This window comes from Hymenobacter miniatus, assembly GCF_016427455.1.
Taxonomy (GTDB): Bacteria; Bacteroidota; Bacteroidia; order Cytophagales; family Hymenobacteraceae; genus Hymenobacter; species Hymenobacter armeniacus.
Genome location: NZ_JAELXR010000013.1, coordinates 63,572 through 88,680 on the forward strand (window position 1 = coordinate 63,572; position 25,109 = coordinate 88,680).

The window sequence follows — 25,109 nt, forward strand, 5'->3', positions numbered from 1 at the left end:
TCCGTGTCATCCTGAGCGCAGCGAAGGACCTTATCACGTTTTTGTCGGTCTGATTCTCTGCAAGCCGTTCACTCGTGAAAGGGTCCTTCGCTTCGCTCAGGATGACACGGATTTATCTCACCCCGCCACCGGCGTCTGGATGGCGGGCGGCGTGGGGTTGTACTCGGCCGTGGCGGTGCGGTGCTCGGCGCTCTTCTTGCCTTTGTCGTCCTTCACATCGCGCCGGCTGAAGGGGCGAATGATGAGGCGCAGCGCTTGGTCGGAGCTGAAGTAGCTGAAGGCCCAGTCCACAAAGGCCACCACCTTGTTGCGGAAGCCTACCAGCGTCATCAGGTGCACAAACAGCCACGTAAACCAACCGAAAAAGCCGTTGAAGTGGATGTTTTTGGGCAGGTCGACCACGGCCTTGTTGCGGCTCACAATGGCCATGGCGCCCTTGTTGTTGTACACGAAATCTTTGGGCGTTTCGCCGCGTAGCAGGCGCTGGAGGTTGTCGGCCAGGTGGTCGGCTTGCTGCTGGGCCACGGGCGCCAGCATGGGCAGGCCGCGGGGCATGTCGTCGGTCACCATGTTGGCCACGTCGCCGATGGCGAAGACATTGGCCAGGCCCGGCACCTGGTTCCAGCGGTTCACGCTGATGCGCTTGTTGCGGGCCACCACCTCGGCGGGCAGGCCGGGCACTTCGGCGCCGTTCACGCCAGCAGCCCATACCAGGTTTTCGGTCGGGATGTATTCGGTATCAGAATAATACGCCCGGCAGTTCTCGAAGTTCTTGATGGACGTATTTAGCATGATTTTTACGCCCAACTCGTCCAGATAGCGCTTGGCATCGGCCTGCGAAGCCGGCGACATGGGCCCCAGCAAGGCCGGGCCGGCCTCGACCAGAAAAATCTGCATGGCGCGCAGGTCCAGCTCCGGGTAATCCTTGGGCAGCACGTGCTTGCGCATCTCGGCCAGGGAGCCGCTGATTTCGACGCCTGTGGGCCCGCCGCCCACCACCACGATGTTGAGCAGGGCCTGCTTTTCTTCGGGGTTTTCGGTGAGCAGGGCTTTCTCGAAATTCTGGAAGATGAAGCTGCGCAGGTTCAAGGCATTTGGGATGCTCTTGATTTGCATGGCGTTGCGCTCGATGCTTTCCAGGCCGAAGAAGTTGGTGAGCGAGCCCGTGGCCAGCACCAGGTAGTCGTAGCGGATGTCGCCCACGCTGGTCACCACCGTGTTGGTGGTGGGTTCCACGCGGTGCACGTCGGCCATGCGGTAGAAGAAATTCTTCTGGCCCGCAAAAATCTTGCGAATGGGGTAGGCAATGCTGTCGGCCTCCAGTGCGCCGGTGGCCACCTGGTACAGCAGCGGCTGGAAGTTGTGGTAATTATTGCGGTCAATCACCACCACTTGCACCGGCGCCTTGCGCAGGGCCTTGGCCAGGCGCAGGCCGCCAAAGCCGCAGCCGATGATGACCACGCGCGGATTGCCCGAAACGGGAAGATTCGTATCCATAAACTTGAAATAAAGCGAAGTAGAAACCTGTGCTTTACCCCAAATGTTGGCCGGAAGTTGCCCGAACGCGCCCGCGGGCGCGCTACCGACGAGGTATTAGTCGTCGTTGTATTTCTTCTTGAACTCGCCGTTTTTCACCTGCTGCACCAGCTTCAGCCAGCTGAAGGGGTTGAGCAGCGGGTTGTTGGCGTAGGTGCTGGGCCCGAAGCCGGCGCGCACGTCTTGGTTGTACTGCTGGTTCTGCATGGTTTGGCGGAAGTTGGCCACCGCGCCCATGGGCTGGGTCCGGAAAATGCGGTCCATGAGCTCCTGATTGAGGTTGTCGGCGGCGGCGCTGCCTTTCTCGGTGGGCAGGCGCAAGGCCAGAAATGCCTTTTTGAAGTCGCGCTCGGTGGTGTAGGGAAACACGCGCACCTCGGGCAGCACGGTGGCGTCTTCGGTGAGCTGCACCACCACGGAGTAGCTCTGGCGCTGGTAGTCGCGCGGAATCACCACGGTGTAGTTGGCGTAGCCCAGTGAACGGATGATGATGCTGTCGCCGGCCAGCACGGCCAGCGAGAAATAGCCGTAGGCGTTGGAGGAGGTGCCGCGGCCGGCTTTGGGCACGTAAATGGTGGCGCCGGGCACACCGAGGAGGCTGTCGCCGGTGGCCACGATGCCGGTAAACTGAATGATTTTGCGCTTGCCTTGGGCATGGGCCGAGGGTGCCGCCAGCAGCAGCCCGCCCACCAGCACGAGGGCGAAAAACAAAGAGAAGCGGCGAAAGCGCAAGAAGTCAGGCATGTTCAGCAGTCAAGTAGACAAATATACGGTACCCGGGGCGGGGCCCATGGTACCTTTGGGCGGAAGAACCAAGGGCGCCCGCCCCTTCACACAGACAGCAGATGCGCTTGAAACATTTCACGGTTGCTTTTGGGCAGCAACTTTTTAAATCGTTGGGCGACGAAAGCCGCGTGCGCATCCTGCACCTGCTGTGGCGCAACCAGGAAATGGTGGTGGCTGATTTGGAGCAGGTCCTGGACTTTACCCAAACCAAAACCAGCCGGCAATTATCGTACTTGAAGAATGCAGGTTTGGTGAATGTACGCCGCCTCGACAACTGGATGTACTACTTCCTCAAGGAAGAGGCAGTGGAACTGCTCCAGGAGTTGCTCGGCTTCATGGAAAAAGACCCCCGTCTGGTGCGCGACCAGCAGATATACCAAACCCTGTGGTCGAACCGCGAACTGGCCGCGTATAAGCTTCAGAACCGGCACTGGCACGGCCCGGCGTAGGCTTAAACTGTGCGTACATTCTAGGTAAGAACGTCATGCTGAGCGCAGCCGAAGTATGACGTTCTGTTACTCTTCTCCGCTTCCTTTCCCCATGAGCGAAAACCGCCGCCTGTTTGTGTGCACCAACCAAAAATCTGGGGTGGGGGAGGACGTAGCCAAAGCCCTGAAAAAGGAGCTCAAGCACCAAGGCCTCAAAAAACAGGTAATTGACGGCCACAAAGTGCGCACTCAGGTGCAAACCTGCGACTGCCTCGACCTGTGCAAAGGCTGCAAAAAAGGGCCCGGCGCGGCCCTCATCGTGTACCCCGAAGGCACGGTATACGGCAACGTGCGGCCCGCCGACGCCGCCGAGCTCGTGGCCGAGCACCTCGGCCGTGGCAAGGTGCTAAAGCGCTTGCGCTGGGACGAATAATTTGACGGCGGACATGGCGGCCGCGGGGAAAGGTCCAACCGTAGCGCGATGTAATCCGTTGATAGGGCAAATCATTTGTTCTTATCCGCCGCTCCCATGCGCTTTTCTCTCGCAGCCCTGCTTCTAACCGGGCTGGCCTTCACCGCCGCCGCTCAACCGGCCGCTCCCCTCGATTCCGTTTATACCACGCCCGGCAACGGCCTGGCTCCGCTGGCCAGCCAGGTAAAAGGACCCAACTCGTTTGGGCAACTGGGCAAAAACAAACGCCTCACGCTGCTGCCCATCCCGGTGCTGTTTTATCAGGCCGAAACGGGCCTGGGCTACGGGCTGGGCGCGTTGCTCAGCGGCCGTTTTTCGGAGGACACCCTCACGCGCCCCTCCAACGCCCGCCTGCAGTACTGGACCACCACCGAAGGCCAGTCGCTCATCCAGCTGGTGCACTCGGTGTACACGCCGGGCGAGAAATTCTACCTGAACGGCGAAATCAGCGCCTATGACATCCTGCTTTACTACTACGGCAAGGGCCCCGCTTCGGCCAGCATCGATGAGTCGGAAACGGCCTATAAACTGTTCATCATCAACCAGCGCGTGCAGAAGCAGATTGCGCCCAAGCTGTTTTTCGGCGCGCAGTACCGCTTCACCAACATCGGCAAGGTAGAGTCGCCGGGCACGAACACCGACAACAACCGCCCCAGCTCGTTTTACACCGACCCGCGCGTGACCGAGCGCGAACGCCAGGCTACGCGCATTTCGGGCCTCGGCCCGGTGATTTCCTACGACACGCGCGACGTGCCCCTGGCCGCTTTCAAAGGCGATTTGCTCGACTTCGGCGCCACTTTCAACGGCACCGGGCTGGGGTCCGACTACCGGTTTGTGCGCTACCAACTCGATGCGCGGCACTTTCAGCCCCTTGGTTCCAACCGGACCATTCTGGCGGCGCAGTTCCTCGGGCAGTTTCATACCGGCGATGTGCCTTTCCGCGAGCTGGCCGGCCTGGGCGCCAACCTTGGCGGCACGCTCTACAACAACGCCAACCTGATGCGCGGCATCTACGAGCAGCGCTTCCGCGACCGGCAGATGATTATGTTCCAGGCCGAAATCCGGCACAAACTGTTCCCCAACGGCGGCAGCGTGCTGAGCCGGTTCGATGGGGCCGTGTTTGGCGGCGTGGGCAACGTGAACAACTACATCGACAAGTTTGCGCTCAACGACACCAAAGTGGCCGGTGGCGCCGGCATTCGCTTCAACTTCATCCGCCGCGACCGGGTGAACCTGCGCCTCGACTACGCAGGCGGCACCGGCAGCAAGCCGGGCATCCTCTTCGCCATCGGCGAAGCCTTCTAAAACGCGGCCGCACGGCCTTGTTTTGCTAAACACAACAGCTCCCCTGGCGCCAGGGGAGCTGTTGTGTTTTATGGCAAGCCGGCGCAAACGGGGCTGGCGGGCTTCGCCGCTGCCTGCCGCCCAGCCTACGGCTTCGTGGGGAATGATTGCGAAAAGCTGGGTATTTTTTGGGCTTTTGCCTTCCCGCTAGGGTCGGTTTGATTCGGTTGGTTTTCAGAACAAAGCAGTCGCTTCATGGTTGTGTATACATAATTTATTGCAAAAAAGCGGATAAGCTGAACACTACCTTTTGGTAGCGGCAGCCGTAGCAGGGGGTTGATGGAACACGCTACCCCTTCTCGTTTTCTGGCCTCTGGCGAGGCCAGTGCTACCGCGCCGCTGGCCAACTGGCTGCTGCCCCCGCCACGCCGAGGTCGCAGCGCCACGCTGCTGCATCAGCAACTGCCTCCACCGGCACCCGGCCTGCAGGCCAGCATCATCATTCCGGCCAAAGACGAAGCCGCCAACCTGCCCGCCACCCTGGCGGCGCTAGCGGCCCAGGTCGATTTACTCGGCCACGCCTTGCCCCGAGACAGCTTCGAAGTCATTATCCTGGCCAATAACTGCACCGATAAAACCGCGGCTGTGGTGCGCCGGCAAGCCCTGCGATTTCCGCAGTTGGCGCTGCACGTGGCTGAGCTCTGCCTCCCCGCCGCCAAAGCCCACGTGGGCCGGGCCCGCCGCCTGCTCATGGACGCCGCCTGCGCCCGCCTGGAGCAGGTTGGCCGCCCGCACGGCGTCATTGCCAGCACCGACGCCGACACCCGCGTGGCCCCCACCTGGCTGGCCGCCATCCAGGCCGAAATCGGGGCCGGAGCCGATGCCGTGGGGGGCCGCATCTTCACCGAAATGACCGGCCCGGCGCTGCAGCCGCTCCGCCGCATTCAGGTGGCCGATACGGCCTACCGCCTGCTCTGCGCCCGCCTCGAACATCTTATCGACCCCACACCCGCCGACCCCTGGCCGCGTCATCACCAGCACTTTGGCGCCTGCCTGGCCCTCACGGCACGCGCCTATCGGCAGGTGGGCGGGCTGCCCGAAGTTCGCTTTCTGGAAGACGAAGCCCTGTGCCAAGCCCTGCGCCGCCACGATTTGCGGCTGCGCCACAGCCCCGCCGTGCAGGTGCTCACTTCGGCGCGTCGCCAGGGCCGGGTAGAGGTAGGGCTTTCGTGGCAGCTGCGCGAGTGGCTGCACCTGAGCCGGCAGCAGCGCGAGCCCCGCGTGGATAACCCCGTGCAGCTAGCGCGTTGTTGGCAGCTGCGGCGCCAGCTACGCGCCCTTTGGCAGGGCCGGCTGGGCGCCGACACCGATGCCCTGCTCACGCGAATGGGCTTGCCGCAGGACGCCTTGCTGCAGCAGGTGCGGCAGGCGGACACTTTTGGCGCCCTCTGGGAGTGGGCCACCGCGCACAGCCCCACGCTGGTGCTGGCCCCGGTGCCGCTGGCGGAGGCGCTGCGCATGCTGCCCCGGCTCATCCGCGAAGCCGGGGCCCTGGCGCAGGCCCGGGGCCATTCAGCGCTTTTCCAGCAGGTCGAGCCGGTAGGTTTCGTGGCGCTGGCCGCCCAGGTGGCGTAAGGGGCCGGCCTCAGTGGTTTTGGCCAGGAAGAATTCGTGCACGTCGTCGCCCGTCAGCGGGTAGTCGTGCACCGGCGGCGTCCAGTGCACCAGCAGCAGGTGGGCGCCGGGTTGCAGGGCACCAATTAGCAAATCAGCCGAGCGCGTCAAATCGGTCGCCGACCAATAGTAGCCCACTTCCGACACCAGAATCAGGTCGAATTGCTGGGTGGGAAATTCTGCAGGCACGTTCATGCGGCGCAGCTCTACCTGCGGCAGGGCCGCGCAGCGGGCGCGGGCTTGGGCCAGTGCGGCCTCGCTCACGTCCACGGCCAGCAGGTGGCCGCAGCGGCCCGCCAGCTGCGCCGTGAGCACGCCCAGCGAGCAGCCCAGTTCAAAGGCCTCGGCGTAGTGCGGGCGGGGCAGGGCGGCCAGCGTGGCGGCGTACTTCTCCCGCTCGTAGGGGCTGGTTTCAAAATTCCACGGGTCGCGGTTCGCCTCGTACACGTGGTCAAAATATGCCGGCGGCAGGGTATTGGGCTGGTTCTGATTCATGGGGCTACGGCTTCAAAATAGACTTCCGCCGGCACCGCGAAATGCGCCAGCATGGCTTCCGACAACAAAAAGCCGTCGGCATCATCGGTGAAAACGCCCGGCGCTACTTGCGAGCGGTGCGCTGCAATGGCGCGCCCTTTCTGGCGCAGTCCGGCTTCGATGTTGACGCGAAAGCCTTGCACATCGTCCTGCGCTGTAGGGAGGTCTTCGGGAGCGGCGCGTTCCCAGGCCCACACCAGGTATTCGAGGCGGCGGGGCGGCTGGGGCATTTCGGCCAGCGCAGCCTGCACCAGCCGGCTGGTGGCGCGGTGGTCGGGGTGGGGGTCGCGGCGCCAGGGCACCAGCACGGTGGCGGCCGCGTGCTTTTCCAAAAATGCCCGCAGCTGCGCCACGGCCTCGGCAAACCTAGGTTCGGCCACTGAGCCGGGCACGCGGCCATCGGGCAAGCCCAGCAGCAGCGGCGCGTCATCGTCCAGCCCCAGCAGGGTGAGGGCATGCCGGAACTCGGCCTCGCGCACGGCCCGCCGGGCGGTGGCCGAAAACAGCGCGGAGTTGGGGTGCGACATGCTGCCGTCGCTCACCAGCACGGCGGCTACGGGCACGTTGGCCTGCCGCAGCAGCGCCAGCAGCCCGCCGCAGCCCAGTGCTTCGTCATCGGGGTGGGGGGCCACCACCACGGTGGGGCCCAGCGCGGCCACGAAGCCGGGCGGCCGCATCGGGTAAGTGTCGAAGGGGAGAATAGGGTCAACCAAAGAGAACGGCGGTTCAAGCACCGGCTAGCTTACGAAGTTTTTGCCTTCGAGTACAAAGCGGCCCACATCGGCCAGGGCACCGTCGGGGGCGGGCTGGCGCAGGTAATGGGTCAGGTCGCGGTGCAGGCGCTCGAACGGTTGGGGTTCCAGCAGGCCGCGGGCGCCCACGCAGCGCTCGGCCAGCCGCAGCATGTCGAGGCAAATGGTTTCGATGGCCGTGCGCATCATGTTGGCGTAGGCCACGGTAGCTTCGGTAGCTTCGGTGGCTTCGGCGGCCCCGGGGCGGGCGGCGTGCTCGGCGGCGCCGCGCACCCACTGGCGGCCACTTTCCAGGGCAATGGCCATTTCGCCCAGCCGCTGGCGCTGGTAGGGGTCGTCGATGCGGCCCAGGCCGCGCAAAAAGGCCCGGGTTTCTTCAAACACGGCTTCGGCCCCGCCCAGCTGCACCGCCGCAAACCGGATGGCCCCGCCGCTGAACGCCGGCTGCCGGTAATACGCGTCGGGCGGGCCAATGAGGTCGTCGGGCCCAATTTCCAGCCCCGTCAAATCGGCCCGAAAGCTGGCCGTGGCCCGCATGCCCAGCGGCCGCCAGAACGAGCGGTCCAGCGCCGGTGCCTGCCTGTCGGCCGGCAGCACAAACAGCTGCCAGCCCCGCCCTTCGGGCAGCGCCCCGGTGATGAGCGGCCGCGCCAGGTGGCCCGCACCCGAGGCAAAGGTTTTGGCCCCGTGCAGGCGGTAGCGCCCATTGGGCAGGGCTTCGAGGCGCACGCCGTCGGCCGGTACTTCGGTGTTCCACACCCCGAACAGGCGCCCGGCGCGGGCATCGGCGGCGTAGCGTGCCGCCTGCGCCTGCGTGCCCAGCTGTTGAATCAGCATCAGGGCATTCACATGGCCTTCGAACACACGCCCCACGGCCAGGTTGCCCCGCCCGATGTGCTGAAGCGTCCGGAGCAGGGGCAAGGTCGCGGCCGGCTCGTGCAGTCCCGCGCCGCCCAGGGCTGGCGGCAACGCAGCCGTGAGCAGCCCCGCCGCCCGCAGCCAGCCAAATTCCTGCGTTGGAAAAGCGCCCACCTCGTCGGTGGCCGCGGCTTGGGCAAAGAGGCGAGGCGCCAGAGCGGCCGCGGCGGCTTCTGCTTGCGCAGGCGTGGCCGGGGAGTGGGGCCCGGCTGGCTCCGCGCCCGGGGTGGCTGCGTCCGTGACGTCGGGGGCAGACTCGGCGCTAGGGCGGGGTAAAAAATCTGCCGACATAGGGTTGTCAGTTCGTGGTGGAAGGAATAAACTATACCGTAAAAGTGCTTCCATGGTTCAGGTTGGCCCTTGCCGGGCCCGCACCCACGGTGGAGCTAATAATTCGGTAACCTTGGCGCTAGGAGCCCACCGGGCGGGTTCCGTACCTTCGCGGCGGCAATTGTGCCCAGCTTTTTCCCTCGTTTTATGTCGTCTCGTCCCGTTCGCGCCGCGTTGCTTTCCGTGTACCACAAAGACCGGCTGGCGCCCCTGGTGCAGGTGCTGCGGCAGCACGGCGTGACGCTGTACTCCACCGGCGGCACCCAAAAATTCCTGGAAGAAGAAGGCGCTGCCGTAACGGCCGTGGAAGACCTGACCGGCTTCCCCGAAGTGTTTGGCGGCCGCGTGAAAACGCTGCACCCCAAGGTGTTTGGGGGTATTCTGCACCGCCGCCACGAAGCCGGCGACCTGGCCCAGGCCGAGCAGCACGGCATTCCGCCCATCGATTTGGTGGTGGTCGACCTCTACCCGTTTGAAGAAACCGTGGCCAGCGGGGCTGATGAGCAGGACGTCATCGAGAAAATCGACATCGGCGGCATTTCGCTGCTGCGCGCCGCCGCCAAAAACTTCCGCGACGTGCTGGTGGTGAGCAGCCGCGACCAATACGAGGCCGTGACCGAGCTGCTGGCCCAGAAAAACGGCGCCACCGACCTCGAAGACCGCCGCCACTACGCCGCCGCCGCCTTCGCCGCCACCTCGCACTACGACACCGAGATTTTCAAATACGTGAGCCAGGGCACGGCCGTGGCCGGCACCGCCCTGCGCCAGAGCGCCCAGCCTGCCACGCCGCTGCGCTACGGCGAAAACCCCCACCAAGCCGGCACGTTCTACGGCGACCTGTCGGCGCTGTTCGACCAGCTGCACGGCAAGCAGCTCAGCTACAATAACCTGGTAGACGTGGACGCCGCCGTGGCCCTCATGGCCGAGTTTGCCGACGGCGAGCCAGCCTGCGCCATCCTCAAGCACACCAACGCCTGCGGCGTGGCCCAGGCCGCCACCCTGCGCGAGGCCTACCTGAACGCGCTGAGCTGCGACCCGACTTCCGCTTTCGGCGGCGTCATCATCGTGAACAAAGAAGTAGACGCGGCCACCGCCGCCGAGCTAAACCAGCTGTTTTTTGAGGTGCTGATTGCGCCCGGCTACGCCGCCGAGGCCCTACCCGTGCTCCAAAGCAAGAAAAACCGCATTTTGCTGCGGCAAAAGCCGGTTGAATTCCCGAAAAAACAGGTGAAAACCCTGCTCAACGGCATCATCGAGCAGGACGCTGACCGCCAAACCGAGACGGCCGCCGACTTCCGCACCGTCACGCAGTCGGCTCCCACGGCCGAGGAAACGGAGGCGCTGGTATTTGCCGCCAAAATCTGCAAGCACACCAAGAGCAACACCATCGTGCTGGCGCGCGCCGGCCAGCTGCTGGCCTCGGGCGTGGGCCAGACCAGCCGCGTCGATGCCCTGCGCCAGGCCATTGAGAAAGCTCGCGCCTTCGGATTCGACCTGCACGGCGCGGTGATGGCCTCCGACGCCTTCTTCCCCTTCCCCGACTGCGTGGAAATTGCCGGCGCTGCCGGCATTCGGGCCGTGGTGCAGCCCGGCGGCTCCATCAAAGACGCCGACAGTATCCGGGCCGCCGACGAGTTGGGCATGGCCATGGTGCTGACTGGCGTGCGCCACTTCAAGCACTAAGCGCAGACTCTGCCCAACCCGTGGCAAAGGGGTGGCGTCGCCTCAACTGCATGAAAAGCCCCGGCTCTACCCAGAGCCGGGGCTTTTTGCACCTGGAAAGAAAAGGTATGACCTTTCGAAGCCGGCTACAATGAGAGGATAAGTTGCGCGTTGCGCTGCGCTCCACTCGCAACAACAGGGGGCTGTCTTTCCAAAATGCCATAACTCCGTTCATCATGCCCGCCCAAACCTTCCGTACCTTTGCCCATTATTTTGCGTTGGCCCCCACCCACGCTTCGCCTTATTGCATATAATTCAATGGGTTTCTTTAATTTCCTGACCAGCGACATCGCCATCGACCTGGGCACGGCCAATACGCTCATCATCCACAACGACAAAATCGTGGTGGACGAGCCGAGCATCATCGCCAAAGACCGCACCACCAACAAAGTCATCGCCGTGGGCCGCCAGGCCCAGCAGATGCACGAGAAAACGCACGACAACATCCGCACCATCCGCCCGCTCAAGGACGGGGTAATTGCCGATTTCCACGCCGCCGAGGAAATGATTAAGGGCATGATTAAGATGATTGACACGCGCACGCGGCTGTTTCAGCCCTCGCACCGCATGGTCATCTGCATCCCGTCGGGCATTACGGAAGTGGAGAAACGCGCCGTGCGCGACTCCGCCGAGCACGCCGGCGCCAAGGAAGTCTGGATGATTCAGGAGCCCATGGCCGCCGCCATCGGCATCGGCATCGACGTGGAGCAGCCCGTGGGCTCGATGATTATCGACATCGGGGGCGGCACCACCGAAATTGCGGTTATTGCCTTGTCGGGCATCGTGTGCGACCAGTCGATTAAGACGGCCGGCGACGTCTTCAACCAGGACATTCTCGACTACATGCGCCGGCAGCACAACCTGCTCATCGGCGAGCGTTCGGCCGAGCGCATCAAAATCGAAGTGGGCGCCGCCCTTACCGAACTCGACGTGCCGCCGCCCGACCACGAAGTGCGCGGCCGCGACCTGATGACGGGCATCCCGAAAGTTATCAAGGTGACCTTCTCCGAAATTGCCATTGCCCTCGACAAGTCGGTGGCCAAAATCGAAGAAGCCGTGCTGAAAGCCCTCGAAATCTCGCCGCCCGAACTCTCGGCCGACATTTACGAAAACGGCATTCACCTCACCGGCGGCGGCGCGCTGCTGCGCGGCCTCGACAAGCGCCTGGCCGCCAAAACCAAGCTGCCCATTCACATTGCCGAAGACCCGCTGCGCGCCGTGGTGCGCGGCACCGGCAAGGCCATCAAGGACATCCAGGCCTTCAAAGGCGTGCTGCTGACGTAATTAAAGATTAATTAAGAATTAAGAATTGAGCATTAAAAATGAGCTTGGAGGGGTAGTGCCCAACTATAGTTCGGTTTTAATTCTCAATTCTTAATTCTTAATTTTTAATTAAATCCCCCGTGCGGAATCTATTTCTTTTTCTGTTTCGCTTCCGCGGGGTACTGGTGTTTAGCTTGTTGGAGGTTGCCAGCCTGTATTTGTTTGTCACCAATAACTCGTACCAGCGGGCGGCTTTCTTCAACTCGGCCAATTCCTACGCGGGCGTGGTGCTGGAGCGCCGCACCCAGATAACGGACTACTTCCATTTAGCGGATTTGAACAAGCAGCTGGCCGCCGAAAACGCGGCCCTGCGCCAGCAGCTGTACCCGCCCGACACGATGCGGCGCGAAGCCGACTCGGTGGCCGTGCCCCCGGCCCGCACCGACTCGTTGCGGCGGGTGCGCTACCAGCGGCCAGCGGCCAAGCCCGACACCTTGCTCATCGGCCTGCAGCGCCTGCCGGCCCGCGACCCGAGTTATCCACTTATTCCGGCCCGGGTTATCAACAACCGGCTCAGCAACGTGGACAACTTCTTCACCCTGAACGTGGGCACGGCCAACGGCGTGCAGCGCGGCCTGGGCGTGGTGGCCGCCAACGGCGTGGCCGGCCGGGTGCAGGCCGTGACGGAACACTACGCCACCGTGGCCAGCTTGCTGCACTCCAAAACCACCATTGCCTCCAAAATCAAGCGCGACGGCACGTTTGGCACCATCAAGTGGCTGGGCGATGACCCCACCCACGCCCTGCTCGACAACGTGCTGCGCGAAACCAAGCTGGTGCGCGGCGACACGGTGGTGACGTCGGGCTACAACGCGGTGTTTCCGGAAGGCATCTTCATCGGCACCATCGACTCGTTTGTGAAGGAGCCCGACAAGAATTTCTGGACCATTCGGGTGCGGCTGGGCGTCAATTTTGCGAACCTGCAATACGTGTACGTGGTGACGAGCCGGCCCAAAGCCGAGCGCGACACCGTGGAGGCCCGCGCGGGCATGCTGCCGGAAGGAGGGAAGCGCAAATGAGTGGCCTGCGGTTCTTACTGGTTCAGGTGCTGCGATTTGCGCTGTATGCGGGCCTGCACGTGATGCTCATCAGCCGGCTGGTGCTGTTCGACCTGGGCTGGTGCTTTTTCTACCTGGGCTTTCTGCTGTTTTTGCCTTTGCGCACGCCCATTGTGGTGCAGCTGCTGCTGTCGTTTGCGATGGGCCTGACGATGGACGTCTTCTACGACACCGGCGGGCTGCACGCGGCGGCGGCGGTGCTGCTGGGCTTCCTGCGGCCCTGGGTGCTGCACCTGCTCACCCCGCGCGATGGCTACGACTCGGCCGACGCCGTGAACGTGCACCAGATGGGTTGGCAATGGTTTGGCGTGTACCTCACGCTGCTGGTGCTGCTGCACCACACGGCGTTTTTTGTGTTGGAGCTGGGCAGCTTCCGGCATTTTGGCCTCACGCTGGGCAAGCTCTTGGTGAGCGCACTATTCACCGGGCTGTCGCTGTTGATAGTGCAGCTACTGTTTTTCCCGGTGCGCCGGGGGCGGAACTAGATTTTATGTAAAGTCCTGTCATCCTGAGCGCAGCGAAGGACCTTTTCACCGAGGAACGAATTGCAGTGAGTAATACAGCCAGCGGAAGAAGGTCCTTCGCTACGCTCAGGATGACAGGAAAGAGGAGTTATGCAATACTTAGAAGGCCGCAAATACGTCGTGCAGGGCATCTTCCTGGTGGTGGTGCTCGTGTTTCTTACGCGGTTGTTTTTTATGCAGGTGCTGGACGGCACCTACAAGCTGGCCGCCGACAAAAACACGCTGCAGCGCCTGGTGCAGATACCCTACCGCGGGCTGATTTACGACCGCAAAGACCAGCTGCTGGTACAAAACGCGCCCGTGTACGACCTGATGGTGGTGCCCCGCGAAGTGAAACGGCTCGATTCGGCCCGCTTCTGCCAGCTGCTGCAGATTCCGCTCGAAGGCCTGCGCGCCAGCCTGAAATCGGCCAAAAAGTACTCGCGCAACAAGCCTTCGCCGGTGGTGCAGAACCTGACCACGCGCGACCTGGCCGCCATTCAGGACAACCTGATGGACTTCCCCGGCTTCCGCATTCAGGCGCGCATGGCGCGGGCCTACCGCACGCCCAACCTGGCCCACGCCCTGGGCTACGTAGGCTCCATCACGCCGGCGCTGCTCGAAAAGCCCAAGTACGCCAAGTACCAGCCCGGCGAAAACATCGGCATTTCGGGCCTGGAATCTTATTACGAGCCCATTTTGATGGGCCGCCGCGGCGTGCAATACAAGATGGTGAACGTGCGCGGCATCGAGAAAGGCAAGTTCCGCGACGGCGAGTTCGACACGCTGTCGGTGGCCGGGCAAGACCTGCACCTGAGCATTGATGCCGAGCTGCAGGCCTACGGCGAAAAGCTGCTGGCCGGCCGGCGGGGCTCCATCGTGGCCATCGACCCGAAAACGGGCGAGATTCTGGCCTTCGTGTCGGCCCCGCACTACGACCCCAACCTGCTCACGGGCAAGGGTTCCGGCAACCGCTACATGGACCTGCTCAACAACCCCGACCGGCCCCTGTTCGACCGCCCGCTGATGGCGACCTACCCGCCGGGCTCGGTGTTTAAGCTGGTGAATGAGCTGGTGGCCCTGCAACTCGGCGTGGTGCAGCCCGGCACCGGTTTCGAGTGCAACCAGCGGCTGGTGCGCTGCACCCACCGCCACGAGCGGCCCTCCAACGTGAGCATTGCCATCAAAAACAGCTGCAACCCCTATTTCTACCAGGTGCTGCAAGCGGCCGTGCTGCGCGGCCAGGCCCCCAACAAGTACGACGACACGCACATCGGCCTGGGCCAGTGGCAAAAAATGGTGAAAACCTTTGGGCTGGGCGAAAAGCTGGGCGTGGACATGCTGCAGGAGAAGCGCGGCCTGATTCCGTCGCCGGAGTTCTACGACAAGAAATTCTTTGACAAAAAGCACAACAAGCAGCACCGCTGGAGCTACCGCAACGTGTATTCGCTCAGCATCGGGCAGGGCGAAATCGGCATCACGGGCGTGCAGATGGCCAACGTGCTGGCCACCATTGCCAACCGCGGCTGGTACTACACGCCGCATTTCGTGCGCAGCGTGGGCAACGGCGGCCCGCTGCCGCAGTTCCGCCAGAAACACTACACGGCCGTCGATACCATGCTGTTCAAGTACATCATTCCCGGCATGCAGCAGGTGGTGGACGGCAACGGCGGCACCGGCAACTTGGCCTCGCTGGCCGAATTCGGCATTTCGGTGGCCGGCAAAACCGGAACCGTGCAAAACCCCCACGGCTTCGACCACGCCACCTTCGCCGCCTTCGCGCCGGTGAATGACCCCCAAATCGCCATCGCCGTGTTCATTGAAAACAGCGGTTTTGGGGGCACCAGCGCCGCCCCCGCCGCCGGCCTCATGATAGAGAAGTACCTGCGTGGCAAAGTGGCGCCCTACCGCAAGCGCTGGGAAGACTGGGTGATGTACGGCGACTTCACCAAGCACCTGCACTAGCCGGCAGGGCATTGTTCTGGCGGGCGCCTCCCCCCTGAACCCCTCCCCCAAGAAGAGGGGGCACCGGCAATGCGTAATCGTCTGGCTCCCCCTCTCCCCGAAGAGAGGGGGCCGGGGGGTGAGGCGCCCGGCAGAACAATACCAACAATCCTCCGTTCTGACCGGTTGTAGCACCTCCCAAACCAACCTCCGAACACCCCATGGAATCCCTACAAGGAAAAATTGCCCTCGTTACGGGCGCCGGCAAAGGCATTGGCCGCGCCGTGGCCCTCGCCCTGGCCGCCGAAGGCGTGCAGGTGGGCCTGCTGGCCCGCACCGATAGCGACCTGCAGGAACTCGCCGCCGAAATCCTGGCCAGCGGCGGCAGCTGCGCCACCGCCGTGGCCGACGTGGCCGACCGCACCGCCGTGAACGTGGCCGTGGCCAAGATTCATCAGGAACTGGGCCCGATTGACATCCTCATCAACAACGCCGGCATCGGCAGCTTCGCCAAGTTTCTGGAGATGGAGCCCGAGCAGTGGGAGCACATCATCCAGGTGAATGTGTTTGGCACCTACTACGTGACCCGCGCCGTGCTGCCCGACATGATAGCGCGCCAAACCGGCGATATCATCAATATTTCCTCCACCTCGGGCCTGCGGGCCGCGGCCGGCAGCAGCGCCTACAGCGCCTCCAAGTTCGCCGTCATGGGCCTCACTGAGGCGCTGATGCAGGAAGTGCGCAAGCACAACATCCGCGTCTCGGCCCTCACGCCCAGCACCGTGGCCACGCCCCTGGCCATCGGCAACAACCTCACCGACGGCAACCCCGATAAGGTGATGCAGCCCGAAGATTTGGCCGAATTCATTGTGTCGCAGCTGAAGCTGAACCGCCGCATTTTCATCAAGGAAGCGGGGATGTGGTCGACCAATCCGTAGTAATGAGCATTTCTTAAGTAGCCAAAGCGCCCCCGCAATTCAGGTTGTGGGGGCACTTTGCGTTATGCTACTTAACGTCTGTATTTGCTGCCTTTCGGAAGCTTGCTGGTCAGTATTCCGGGTTGGCTGGAATCCTTAAACCCCAGAAATGCCCCGTAGTCAGCCCGCGCTTGTTTTTCAGTCAGTACAGAATCAAGCTGCAAACCATTGGGCATTATTTCGTAATAAAGGGTTGGGACGTACATCTGGCGGTGCCGACCTTTATCATCATCCCACTCTTCGCCGAAATCGTAAAATCCGGCAAATTCCAGCTTGCCGTCTTTGTCGTAATCTTTCGCTGGTCCGTCAAAAGTGAGCAGCGTATCAATTTTCGCCACTCGACCATCCTTGATGTAAAAGCGACGGGCTAATTCTTTAGAAGGCCGGTTGTCGAATGCAACCAATAATTCGCCCGCGGTTTTACCGGTTGGTATCCACAGAGGATATAGCGTATTAATAACTGGCTGCTCATCGAAATCATAAGTCATTCCATTGGCAGTGTCTTGGTAAATAACCTTGTGATTCTGCAGAATACTAAAAGTTACTTTGACGTCAAATGGGTCACGGATAATCGCAGAATCCGGCTGATGAATTGATTTAATAACGACTAACAAACCCGAAGCCAGTACTTTCTTTTCCTCAAATGCTATTTCATGCAGCTTAGAAACGTTTCCTGATGGCTGAGTTTGCGTTAAATCAATCGTATCCGAAGCTGAATTTTGGTCAACAGCTAGTTGTTCAGTTTTTGCAGAAACGGGTTGGACCTTACTGGTCTGTTCGGCAGTTCTCGCAGTGTTTCTGCTCTCACAACCAGCCAGCATTGCCCAGATAAGTAGAGTGACCGCCCACGTGAGGCGTTTTCTGACAACTAGCATGGTAGGGTTCTTGATAGCAATTGCTATGACCGGGCCAACTTACAACTCACTGAACGGCACATCCTGAATCGGATACGCCTTCCAGTCTTTATAATCAAAATGCCACCACTCGGCTGGCAGCACCGTGAAGCCGTGCGCTTCCATGTGGCGGCGCAGCAGGTCGCGGGCGGCGCGTTGCTCGGGCGTGCCGCCCGCGTAGGCCACGTAGGAGCGGGGGCTCATTTCGTCGTATTCGCCGGTCATGGGCACCTCGCGGCCGGCGGCAATGTCCCAGAGGCTGAGGTCAATGGCGCAGCCGCGGTTGTGGCGTGAGCCTTTGCTGGGGTCGGCCACAAATTCCTTTTTGTCGGGCGGGGTGAGGTCCCAAAACAGCTTGGTGACGCGCCAGGGGCGGTAGCCGTCGAACACCAGCAGGCGGTAGCCCAGCGGCGCAAGTTCCTGGTTCACCTGCACGAGGGCTTCGGCGGCGGGACGTTGTAGGAAGGCGCGGGCCTGCGCGTACACGGGCCGGCCCACGAAATTGCGGGCGGTGGCGTAGCGAATGTCTAATTGAATGGTGGGGTCAAGCTTTTGCAGTTCCACCAGCTCCGGGGCACGGAACGCGCCGGTTTCGTGCGGTGGCCGGGCCGCGCAGCTGCTGATGAGCAACACTGCCAGAAGCGCCCACAGGCGGCGAAATGAGAAGACGTGGTGGCGGAAAAGTGGCATGGCCTGAAGGTAAGCGAGGCAGTTGAGTAATGCGGATTCGGCCACTCAGCTGCGGCGAAACGGCCGGTGGCGGCGGCCTTTTGCAAGCGCGGCCGTAGCGCTGGGCGACGCAAGCCAGGCTTCTGCCCGCTTACCCCAACCATCGGCCGAATTACCCGCCTGCTTTCCAAATAAAAGCGCAAACTTTCGGGCGCTTTACGCATTATAGAAAGACTAAGTAAAAACACCTATTTAAGATGCAAAACCCGCACAACCTTCCCCCGGAAAATTCCATTCTGTACGAGCTGAACGAGCCGGCTGCCCAATGCCCGTTCAGCAGCGGTGCCGTGAAGCAAAGCGCCGGTGGCGGCCGCACCAACCGCGAGTGGTGGCCCAACATGCTCAAGCTGAGCATTCTGCGCCAGCACGACAACAAGTCGAACCCCCTGGAGCCGGGCTTCAACTACGCCGAGGAGTTTAAAAAGCTCGACCTGAATGCCGTGAAGCATGACCTGTTCGAGCTGATGACCAACTCGCAGGACTGGTGGCCGGCCGACTACGGCCACTACGGCCCGTTCTTCATTCGCATGGCTTGGCACAGCGCCGGTACCTACCGCATCGGCGACGGCCGCGGCGGCTCCGGCTCGGGCGCCCAGCGCTTCGCGCCTCTCAACAGCTGGCCCGACAACGCCAACCTCGATAAGGCCCGTCTGCTGCTGTGGCCCATCAAGCAGAAGTACGGCCAGAAAATCTCCTGGGCCGACCTCATGATTCTGGCCGGCAACTGCGCCCTGGAATCGATGAACTTCAAGACCTTCGGCTTCGGCGGCGGGCGCGAAGACGTGTGGGAGCCCGAGCAGGACATCTACTGGGGCCCCGAAACCGAGTGGCTGGGCGACAAGCGCTACACCGGCGACCGGGAGCTGGACAACCCCCTCGCCGCCGTGCAGATGGGCCTCATCTACGTGAACCCCGAAGGCCCCAACGGCGAGCCCGACCCCATTCGCTCGGCCCGCGACATCCGCGAAACCTTCGGCCGCATGGCCATGAACGACGAAGAAACCGTGGCCCTGATTGCCGGCGGCCACACCTTCGGCAAAACCCACGGTGCCGCCGACCCCGGCCAGTACGTGGGCAAGGAGCCCGCCGGCGCCACCCTCGAAGAGCTGGGCACGGGCTGGCGCAACAGCTTCGGCAAAGGCCACGGCGCCGACACCATCACCAGCGGCCTGGAAGGCGCCTGGACCAGCACGCCCGCCCAGTGGAGCAACGGCTACTTCAACAACCTGTTTGGCTACGAGTGGGAGCTGACCAAGAGCCCCGCCGGTGCCCACCAGTGGCGCCCGGTGAACGGCGGCGGGGCCGGCACCGTGCCCGATGCCCACGACCCTTCGAAGAAGCACGCGCCCTTCATGCTCACCACCGACATCGCCCTGCGGGCCGACCCGGTGTATGAAGCCATTTCGCGCCGCTTCCACGAGAACCCCGATGAATTTGCCGATGCTTTCGCCCGCGCCTGGTTTAAGCTGACGCACCGCGACATGGGCCCCAAAGAGCGGTACCTCGGCCCGGAAGTGCCCACCGAAGAGCTGCTCTGGCAAGACCCCATTCCGGCCGTCACCTACCAGGTAATTGACAGCGAGGACGTCGCCGCCCTGAAAGGCAAGATTGCCGAGGCTGGCTTCACGGTGCAGCAACTGGTGTCCACGGCCTGGGCTGCCGCCTCCACTTACCGCGGCTCCGACAAGCGCGGCGGCACCAACGGCGGCCGTCTGCGCCTGGCCCCGCAGCGCTACTGGGAAGTAAACAACCCGTCGCAGCTGTCGACGGTGCTGAACAAGCTCGGCGGCATTCAGCAGGAGTTCAACACGGCCCAGACCGGCGGCAAGCAGGTTTCGATGGCCGACCTCATCGTGCTGGCCGGCGTCGTCGGCATCGAGCAGGCCGCGCAGAATGCGGGCCACTCCATCACGGTGCCGTTCACGCCGGGCCGCGCCGATGCCTCGCAGGAGCAAACCGACGTGCTGTCCTTCGCCGCCCTGGAGCCGGCCGCCGATGGTTTCCGCAACTACCTGAAGCCCCACCACAAAGCGGCGGCCGAGGAGCTGCTGGTCGACAAAGCCCAACTCCTGACCCTGACCGCGCCCGAGCTGACAGTGCTGTTTGGCGGCCTGCGGGCCATCAACATCAACTTCGACCAGTCGCAGCACGGCGTGTTCACCACCCGCCCGGGGGCGCTCACCAACGACTACTTCGTGAACCTGCTCGACCTGAACACGACCTGGAGCGCCACTTCGGATGCCCAGAGCACCTTCAACGGCCGCGACCGCAAGACCGGCGCCGTGAAGTGGACCGGCACCCGCGTCGACCTGATTTTCGGCTCGAATTCCGAGCTGCGCGCGCTGGCCGAGGTGTACGCCTGTTCCGATGCCCAGGAGAAGTTCGTGAACAACTTCGTGGCCGTGTGGACCAAGGTGATGAACCTCGGCCGCTTCGACTTGGCGTAAACTGATATCAGCTGAGCAGCTCCGGCTGCTGTGATGGCAAGTAAAAAGGTGGCTTCGCGAGAGGCCACCTTTTTTATTTAGCAAGTTCCATGGGAGAACTACCTGAACGCGTTTAGGCATGAAGTAGAGACGCACTATTTTGCGTCTCGTCGTTGAATGACCGGTACCACGCCGTCTAGCTCAGACTAAACATCATCAGCAACGACGAGACGCAAAATAGTGCGTCTCTACTCCGCGCCTAAACGAAAAAGCCTCCGAAGAGGCTTTTTTACAACTAATAACGTCATTTATAGAATGCCGCTCAACAAGCCCGGCGCCACACCCAGCACGATGGTGAGCAGCGCTAGAAAGGCCAGCGTGGCGGTCTGAATGCCATCCACCGGCACGGGCGTGGCGTCAGCTTCGGCCGGGCGCAGGTACATGGCGATGAGCGGGCGCAGGTAGTAGTACAGGCCCACCATGCTCATGATGACGGCGAATACGACCAGGCCGATGTAGCCCTGCCCCGCGGCTGCCGCCAGCAGGAAAAACTTGCCGAAGAAGCCGCCCGTGAGCGGGATGCCCGCCAGCGAGAGCATTGAGACGGTCATTACAAAGGCCAACAATGGGTTGGTTTTGCCCAGGCCGTTGAGGCCGGCGTAGTCGTCGCGCTGACGGTGGTCGACCACCAGTTTCACTACGCCAAAGGCGGCGATGGTGGCAATGGAATAAGCCAGGGAGTAGAAGAAAATGCCGTTGGCGGCATCGCCGGTCAGGTTGCCCTTGCTGGCCACGAGGCCGATGAGCAGGTAGCCGGCGTGGCTCACGCTGGAGTAGGCCAGCATGCGCTTGGTGCTGGTTTGGGCGGCCGCACCCACGTTGCCGAGCAACAGCGTGAGGGCGCACATGGCCTGAATGGTGGGCATCCAGAAACCCTGGGCGGCGGGCAGGGCCACGGCCAGCAGCTTGAGGAAGGCGCCGAAGCCGGCCGTCTTCACCACGGTGCTCATGAAAGCCGTGAAGAAGGTGGGCGTGCCCTCGTACACGTCGGGCGTCCAGAAGTGGAAGGGCGCGGCCGATACCTTGAAGCCGATGCCAATAATCATCATCAGGATGCCGATGTAGAGCATGGGCTGCAGGCTGGCGTTGGCCGGCGTGGCAATGGCGGTGCCCAATTGCGAAAGCGCGAAGGTGCCGGTAGCGCCGTAGAGCAGCGCAATGCCGAAGAGCAGAATGCCGGTAGCAAACGCGCCCATCAGGAAGTACTTCAGGGCCGCCTCGTTGCTGCGGGAGTCGCGCTTGCGCGAGCCGGCCAGCACGTACATGCACACGCTCAGGATTTCAATGCCCACGAAGAGCATCAGCAGGTGGTCGTAGCCCACCATCATGATGGCGCCCACCAGCGAGAATAGCAGCAGGGCGTAGTACTCGGCCAGGTTGGCGTCGCCTTCCAGCACGTAGCTGCGCGAAAAAGGCAGCAGCACGATGGTGGTGAGCAGCACAATGCCCGTGAAGGCCACCGTGTAGTTGTCGACCACCAGCATGTTGTTGAAGTAGGGGGCGTGCCCGGCGTTCCAGTCGGCGTAGTTGGCCCCGAACACGGCCAGCAGCAGCAGCATGGCGCCGGGCAGCAGCACCTTGTTCGAGCGCAGGAAGCCCAGGAACAGGTTGAGGATGCCGAAGACGGAGAGGAGAATGATGGAGGTCATGTGGGCTTCAAATAAGACGCTGGGCTTTGAGGCAACCCTAATAAAACGTCATGCTGAGCGCAGCCGAAGCATCTCTACCGCGCAAGTATTTAGTTAGTATCGAGGTAGAGATGCTTCGACAAGCTCAGCATGACGTTCCTCTACGCCGTGAGAATTACCGGCCGACCTGCGTGAGCAAACCCGTGATGGCCGGCTCCGAAATGTGCAGGAACGAGCCCGGGAACAAGCCCAGCCAGAACACCAGCGCGATGAGCGGCACCAGAATCAGCAGCTCGCCGCCGGTGAGGTCGGTGATGGTTTCGGAGAAAGACGAATCGGGGCCGAGCATCACGCGCTGGAACATGCGCAGCAGGTACACGGCCGAGAAAATGATGGTGAGGCCGGCCACGGCGCCTACCCAAGGATTGTAAATGAATACGCCTTTGAGCAGCAGGAATTCACCTACGAAACCGCCGGTGAGCGGCAGAGCCACGGTGCTCAGCAGCATCACCAGAAAGCACACCGACAGGATGGGCGTGCGACGGGTGAGGCCACCCAAATTCGGAATGTAACGAGTGCCGGTGCGGCGCTCGATGGCGTCGGCGATGAAGAACATGCCGACTACGTTCACGCCGTGTGCCAGCATTTGAATGACGGCGCCTTGCAGGCTGATGAGGTTGAGCGAGAACACGCCGGCGGCCATCAGGCCCACGTGGCTAAGGGACGAATAGGCAATGAGGCGCTTTACGTCGCGCTGCCGGATGGCGATGATGGCGCCGTAGATGATGCCGATGACCGAGAGGATGATGACCAGCTTACCCCACTGGCTCACGCCCAGCGGCACCACCGGCAGCAGCCAGCGCATGGTGCCGTAGATGCCCATTTTCAGCATGATGCCCGACAGCAGCATGGTGGCCGGGGCCGGCGACTCAGTGTAAGTATCGGGCTGCCAGGTGTGGAAGGGGAAGATAGGCATTTTCACGGCGAAGGCCGCGAAAATCAGCCAAAACAGCCACGACTGCTCCGAGGCGCTCAGTTTCAGGTTGTAGAAGGCCGACAGCTCCGAGGAGTGCGCGGCCAGCGAGCCAGCCGCGGGGCCGGTTTGCAGGTACAAATACACGAAGCCGGCCAGCATCAGCAGCGAGCCCACCACGGTATAGAGGAAAAACTTAAGGGTGACGGCCACGCGGCGCTCGCCGCCCCAGGCGCCGGCCAGGAAGTAAATCGGAATCAGCGCCACCTCCCAGAAGAAGTAGAAGAGGAAGGCATCGAGCGACGTGAACACCCCAATCAGGCCCGTTTGCATGAACAGCACGAGGGCGTAGAAGGTGGCCGGGTTGTCGTACTTGTGCTTGAAGGCGCTCAGCAGAATGAGCGGCACCAGGAAAGTGGTGAGCAGCACCAGCAGCAAGCTCAGGCCGTCCATGCCAACGTGGAAGTTGATGCCGGCCGACGGAATCCAGGCGTAGTCGAGGTTGAAGCTGCCCGAACCGGTGGTTTTGAAGGCGAAAGCGGCGTAGGCCGCGAGCGCAAATTCGATGAGCGAGGCGCCCAGCGCGAGGGCACGGGCGGTGGCTCCCTTGGTGAGCAGCAGCAGCAGCGCGGCGGCCAAAGGGAGGAAAAGCAGGACAGCAGTCAGCATCGGCAATAGCGGGAGGGCAGCAGCGGAGCCGGGAAACCGGGCCGCAAATTGACCGCAAACTTACGCATTGACCCGCAAGGCTCCGCAGTTTTCGTGCAACTTCTACGGCCGGGCTACTTTGCGGCTCATCAGCACGCGCCCGCTGGCGTCCAGCCACTGCGCGGCATACAGCCCCGGCGCCAGCCCCGCGACGGAAACGGAGGTTTCGGCGGCAGTAGCGGATTGGCGCAGCACTTCGCGGCCCAGGGCATCGGCCAGCCGCACGGTGGTGGCGGTGTGGGCGGGCTGGCGCAGGGTAAGAGCTTCGGTAGCCGGATTGGGGAAAGCCAGGAAGCCAGCGGCCTCGGCCGCAGCTGCCGTGGCGGTGGGGCGGCAGAACGCGGCCATGATTCTCGTCCACAATTCGTTATCGAACGACGACACGGCCAGCGTGCGCGGACCCGCCGAATTGCCCTGCCGCACCACCACGAGGCCCAGGCTGGGCACCACGTAGATTTTCTGGTCGTTTTTGCCCAGGGCGGCAATCAGGTCGGGCGGCGCGGCGGGCGTGAGCTGGCCCGGAAAATTGAGTTGCGAGCCGGGCAGCCGGTAGCTGGGCTGGCCGTTGAGCCACCACAGGTAGCCGTAGCTGCGGTTGAGCGTCTGGCTGGGCGTGGTCATGCGCCGGAAATAGGCCGTGTCGAGAATCTGGGTGCCGTTCCAGGCGCCGCGGGCGAGGATGAACAGGCCGAAGCGCGCCATGCTGCGGGCCCGGCTGTAGTACACGTCGTTGGCCCACAGGCCGGTCATGCCGAGGCGGGCAGCGAGGCGCTGGTTGGTGTATTGGGTGATGGTGGCGGCGCCGCTGGCTTGCACCAGCACGTCTTGCAGGGTGCGGTAGGCGCCGGTGTGGTAGGCCCAGCGGGTGGCCGGCGGCGCCAGGTAGAGCAGGCAGCCAGGTGTGGTGCTTTCGTTGTCGCAGGGCGCGGGCGGGGTGTCGTCGAGCCCGGTGGTCATCGTGAGCTGGTGCCGGATGGTGATTTGGCGCTGCTGCGGGCGCGTGGCGCTGGTCCAGCGGCCGAGGTATTTGGAAGTGCTGTCGCCGAGGCTCAGGATGCCGTCTTGTTGGGCCAGGCCCACGAGCGTGGCCGTGAGCGACTTACCTGCCGAGGCCCAGTACCAAGCCGAGTCGGCGGTGTAGGTGCCGTAATAATGCTCCACCACCAGGCGCCCGTCTTTCAGAATAAGTAAGGACTTGCTGCCCTTGCGCCCGGCAAAGGCGATGAGCGAGTCGAGCGGCGTTTGGCACCAGCCCAGGCTGGCGGGCGTGGTGCTGGCCCAGGTGCTGCCCGTGAGGGGCGGAAAGTACAGGGGTGTGGTTTGGGCGCTGGCTGGGCTCACGCAGAGCATGAGGACAAATAGAAACCCGAGCAGAGGTAAACGTTTTTTCATCAGAGCAAAGGTCTGAACAGCTGAATAAGTAGCTAGACCTAGCGCTGCGGTTTCGGTTT

21 protein-coding genes are annotated in these 25,109 nt (G+C 62.7%); 11 read left to right on the plus strand and 10 right to left on the minus strand.

Annotated elements, in window-relative coordinates:
- Nucleotides 1–117 precede the first annotated feature (117 nt).
- Both JAO73_RS18265 and JAO73_RS18270 read right to left on the minus strand, forming a co-directional pair.
- The gene (locus JAO73_RS18265; RefSeq protein WP_198978610.1) at nt 118–1,497 is read right to left on the minus strand and encodes an NAD(P)/FAD-dependent oxidoreductase; all 1,380 of its coding nucleotides are present in this window, start codon (nt 1,495–1,497) and stop codon (nt 118–120) included.
- A gap of 96 nt (nt 1,498–1,593) precedes the next feature.
- A complete protein-coding gene (locus tag JAO73_RS18270; RefSeq protein ID WP_190922722.1) occupies nt 1,594–2,280 on the minus strand; it encodes a carboxypeptidase-like regulatory domain-containing protein in 687 nt (228 codons plus the stop codon).
- 101 nt (nt 2,281–2,381) lie between these two features.
- On the opposite strand from JAO73_RS18270, the gene JAO73_RS18275 reads away from it, so the two are divergent.
- The 4 genes from JAO73_RS18275 (at nt 2,382) to JAO73_RS18290 (ending at nt 6,141) form a co-directional block, all read left to right on the plus strand.
- Complete coding sequence (locus tag JAO73_RS18275) at nt 2,382–2,771, plus strand: ArsR/SmtB family transcription factor (RefSeq protein WP_198978611.1); 390 nt, start codon at nt 2,382–2,384, stop codon at nt 2,769–2,771.
- A 91-nt stretch (nt 2,772–2,862) separates the two neighbouring features.
- Nucleotides 2,863–3,183 carry a (2Fe-2S) ferredoxin domain-containing protein gene (locus JAO73_RS18280; RefSeq protein ID WP_190922724.1) on the plus strand — a complete coding sequence of 107 codons (321 nt, stop codon included), beginning with the start codon at nt 2,863–2,865 and terminating at the stop codon, nt 3,181–3,183.
- 96 nt (nt 3,184–3,279) lie between these two features.
- Nucleotides 3,280–4,527: a BamA/TamA family outer membrane protein gene (locus tag JAO73_RS18285; RefSeq protein WP_198978613.1), complete on the plus strand. Its 1,248-nt coding sequence runs from the start codon at nt 3,280–3,282 to the stop codon at nt 4,525–4,527.
- Nucleotides 4,528–4,845: 318 nt separating this feature from the next.
- Nucleotides 4,846–6,141: a glycosyltransferase family 2 protein gene (locus JAO73_RS18290; protein WP_198978614.1), complete on the plus strand. Its 1,296-nt coding sequence runs from the start codon at nt 4,846–4,848 to the stop codon at nt 6,139–6,141.
- On the opposite strand, the gene JAO73_RS18295 is transcribed toward JAO73_RS18290, so the two are convergent.
- The 3 genes from JAO73_RS18295 to JAO73_RS18305 are packed head-to-tail and all read right to left on the minus strand — an operon-like array spanning nt 6,079 to nt 8,675.
- Complete coding sequence (locus JAO73_RS18295) at nt 6,079–6,675, minus strand: class I SAM-dependent DNA methyltransferase (RefSeq protein WP_198978615.1); 597 nt, start codon at nt 6,673–6,675, stop codon at nt 6,079–6,081. The two genes, JAO73_RS18290 and JAO73_RS18295, sit on opposite strands and share 63 nt — an antisense overlap.
- Nucleotides 6,672–7,427, minus strand: coding sequence for a PIG-L deacetylase family protein (locus tag JAO73_RS18300; protein ID WP_233169277.1), 756 nt, complete (start codon nt 7,425–7,427; stop codon nt 6,672–6,674). The genes JAO73_RS18295 and JAO73_RS18300 overlap by 4 nt, the downstream gene beginning before the upstream one ends.
- Nucleotides 7,428–7,451: 24 nt before the next feature.
- On the minus strand, nt 7,452–8,675 hold the full coding sequence (locus JAO73_RS18305) for an acyl-CoA dehydrogenase family protein (RefSeq protein ID WP_198978616.1): 1,224 nt from the start codon (nt 8,673–8,675) through the stop codon (nt 7,452–7,454).
- 186 nt (nt 8,676–8,861) lie between these two features.
- Here JAO73_RS18305 and purH point away from each other — a divergent pair, with 186 nt between their 5' ends.
- The 6 genes from purH (at nt 8,862) to JAO73_RS18335 (ending at nt 16,202) form a co-directional block, all read left to right on the plus strand.
- Nucleotides 8,862–10,397 carry a bifunctional phosphoribosylaminoimidazolecarboxamide formyltransferase/IMP cyclohydrolase gene (gene purH, locus JAO73_RS18310; protein ID WP_198978617.1) on the plus strand — a complete coding sequence of 512 codons (1,536 nt, stop codon included), beginning with the start codon at nt 8,862–8,864 and terminating at the stop codon, nt 10,395–10,397.
- Between the two features lie 297 nt (nt 10,398–10,694).
- Nucleotides 10,695–11,720 (plus strand): rod shape-determining protein, encoded by a 1,026-nt coding sequence (locus JAO73_RS18315; RefSeq protein WP_046244199.1) that lies wholly within the window; start codon nt 10,695–10,697, stop codon nt 11,718–11,720.
- Nucleotides 11,721–11,839: 119 nt separating this feature from the next.
- On the plus strand, nt 11,840–12,778 hold the full coding sequence (gene mreC / locus JAO73_RS18320) for a rod shape-determining protein MreC (protein WP_198978618.1): 939 nt from the start codon (nt 11,840–11,842) through the stop codon (nt 12,776–12,778).
- 26 nt (nt 12,779–12,804) lie between these two features.
- Nucleotides 12,805–13,302 carry a hypothetical protein gene (locus tag JAO73_RS18325; RefSeq protein WP_317191244.1) on the plus strand — a complete coding sequence of 166 codons (498 nt, stop codon included), beginning with the start codon at nt 12,805–12,807 and terminating at the stop codon, nt 13,300–13,302.
- A 129-nt stretch (nt 13,303–13,431) separates the two neighbouring features.
- The gene (mrdA, locus tag JAO73_RS18330) at nt 13,432–15,285 is read left to right on the plus strand and encodes a penicillin-binding protein 2 (protein WP_198978620.1); all 1,854 of its coding nucleotides are present in this window, start codon (nt 13,432–13,434) and stop codon (nt 15,283–15,285) included.
- A gap of 200 nt (nt 15,286–15,485) precedes the next feature.
- On the plus strand, nt 15,486–16,202 hold the full coding sequence (locus JAO73_RS18335; protein WP_190922733.1) for a 3-ketoacyl-ACP reductase: 717 nt from the start codon (nt 15,486–15,488) through the stop codon (nt 16,200–16,202).
- 71 nt (nt 16,203–16,273) lie between these two features.
- Here the strand turns inward: JAO73_RS18335 and JAO73_RS18340 are convergent, their stop codons facing one another.
- Together JAO73_RS18340 and JAO73_RS18345 are read right to left on the minus strand one after the other, a co-directional pair.
- Nucleotides 16,274–17,116 carry a hypothetical protein gene (locus JAO73_RS18340; RefSeq protein ID WP_198978628.1) on the minus strand — a complete coding sequence of 281 codons (843 nt, stop codon included), beginning with the start codon at nt 17,114–17,116 and terminating at the stop codon, nt 16,274–16,276.
- Nucleotides 17,117–17,155: 39 nt separating this feature from the next.
- A complete protein-coding gene (locus JAO73_RS18345; RefSeq protein ID WP_198978630.1) occupies nt 17,156–17,824 on the minus strand; it encodes a M15 family metallopeptidase in 669 nt (222 codons plus the stop codon).
- Between the two features lie 236 nt (nt 17,825–18,060).
- Between JAO73_RS18345 and katG the strand changes: the two genes are divergently transcribed.
- Nucleotides 18,061–20,310: a catalase/peroxidase HPI gene (katG, locus tag JAO73_RS18350; RefSeq protein ID WP_198978632.1), complete on the plus strand. Its 2,250-nt coding sequence runs from the start codon at nt 18,061–18,063 to the stop codon at nt 20,308–20,310.
- Nucleotides 20,311–20,597: 287 nt separating this feature from the next.
- Here the strand turns inward: katG and JAO73_RS18355 are convergent, their stop codons facing one another.
- From JAO73_RS18355 to JAO73_RS18365, 3 genes are all read right to left on the minus strand, one after another.
- The gene (locus JAO73_RS18355) at nt 20,598–21,998 is read right to left on the minus strand and encodes an NADH-quinone oxidoreductase subunit N (protein WP_190922736.1); all 1,401 of its coding nucleotides are present in this window, start codon (nt 21,996–21,998) and stop codon (nt 20,598–20,600) included.
- Nucleotides 21,999–22,152: 154 nt separating this feature from the next.
- A complete protein-coding gene (locus JAO73_RS18360; RefSeq protein WP_198978634.1) occupies nt 22,153–23,619 on the minus strand; it encodes a complex I subunit 4 family protein in 1,467 nt (488 codons plus the stop codon).
- A 102-nt stretch (nt 23,620–23,721) separates the two neighbouring features.
- Nucleotides 23,722–25,050, minus strand: a complete 1,329-nt coding sequence (locus JAO73_RS18365) for a serine hydrolase (RefSeq protein ID WP_198978636.1) — start codon at nt 25,048–25,050, stop codon at nt 23,722–23,724.
- Nucleotides 25,051–25,109: the final 59 nt, after the last annotated feature.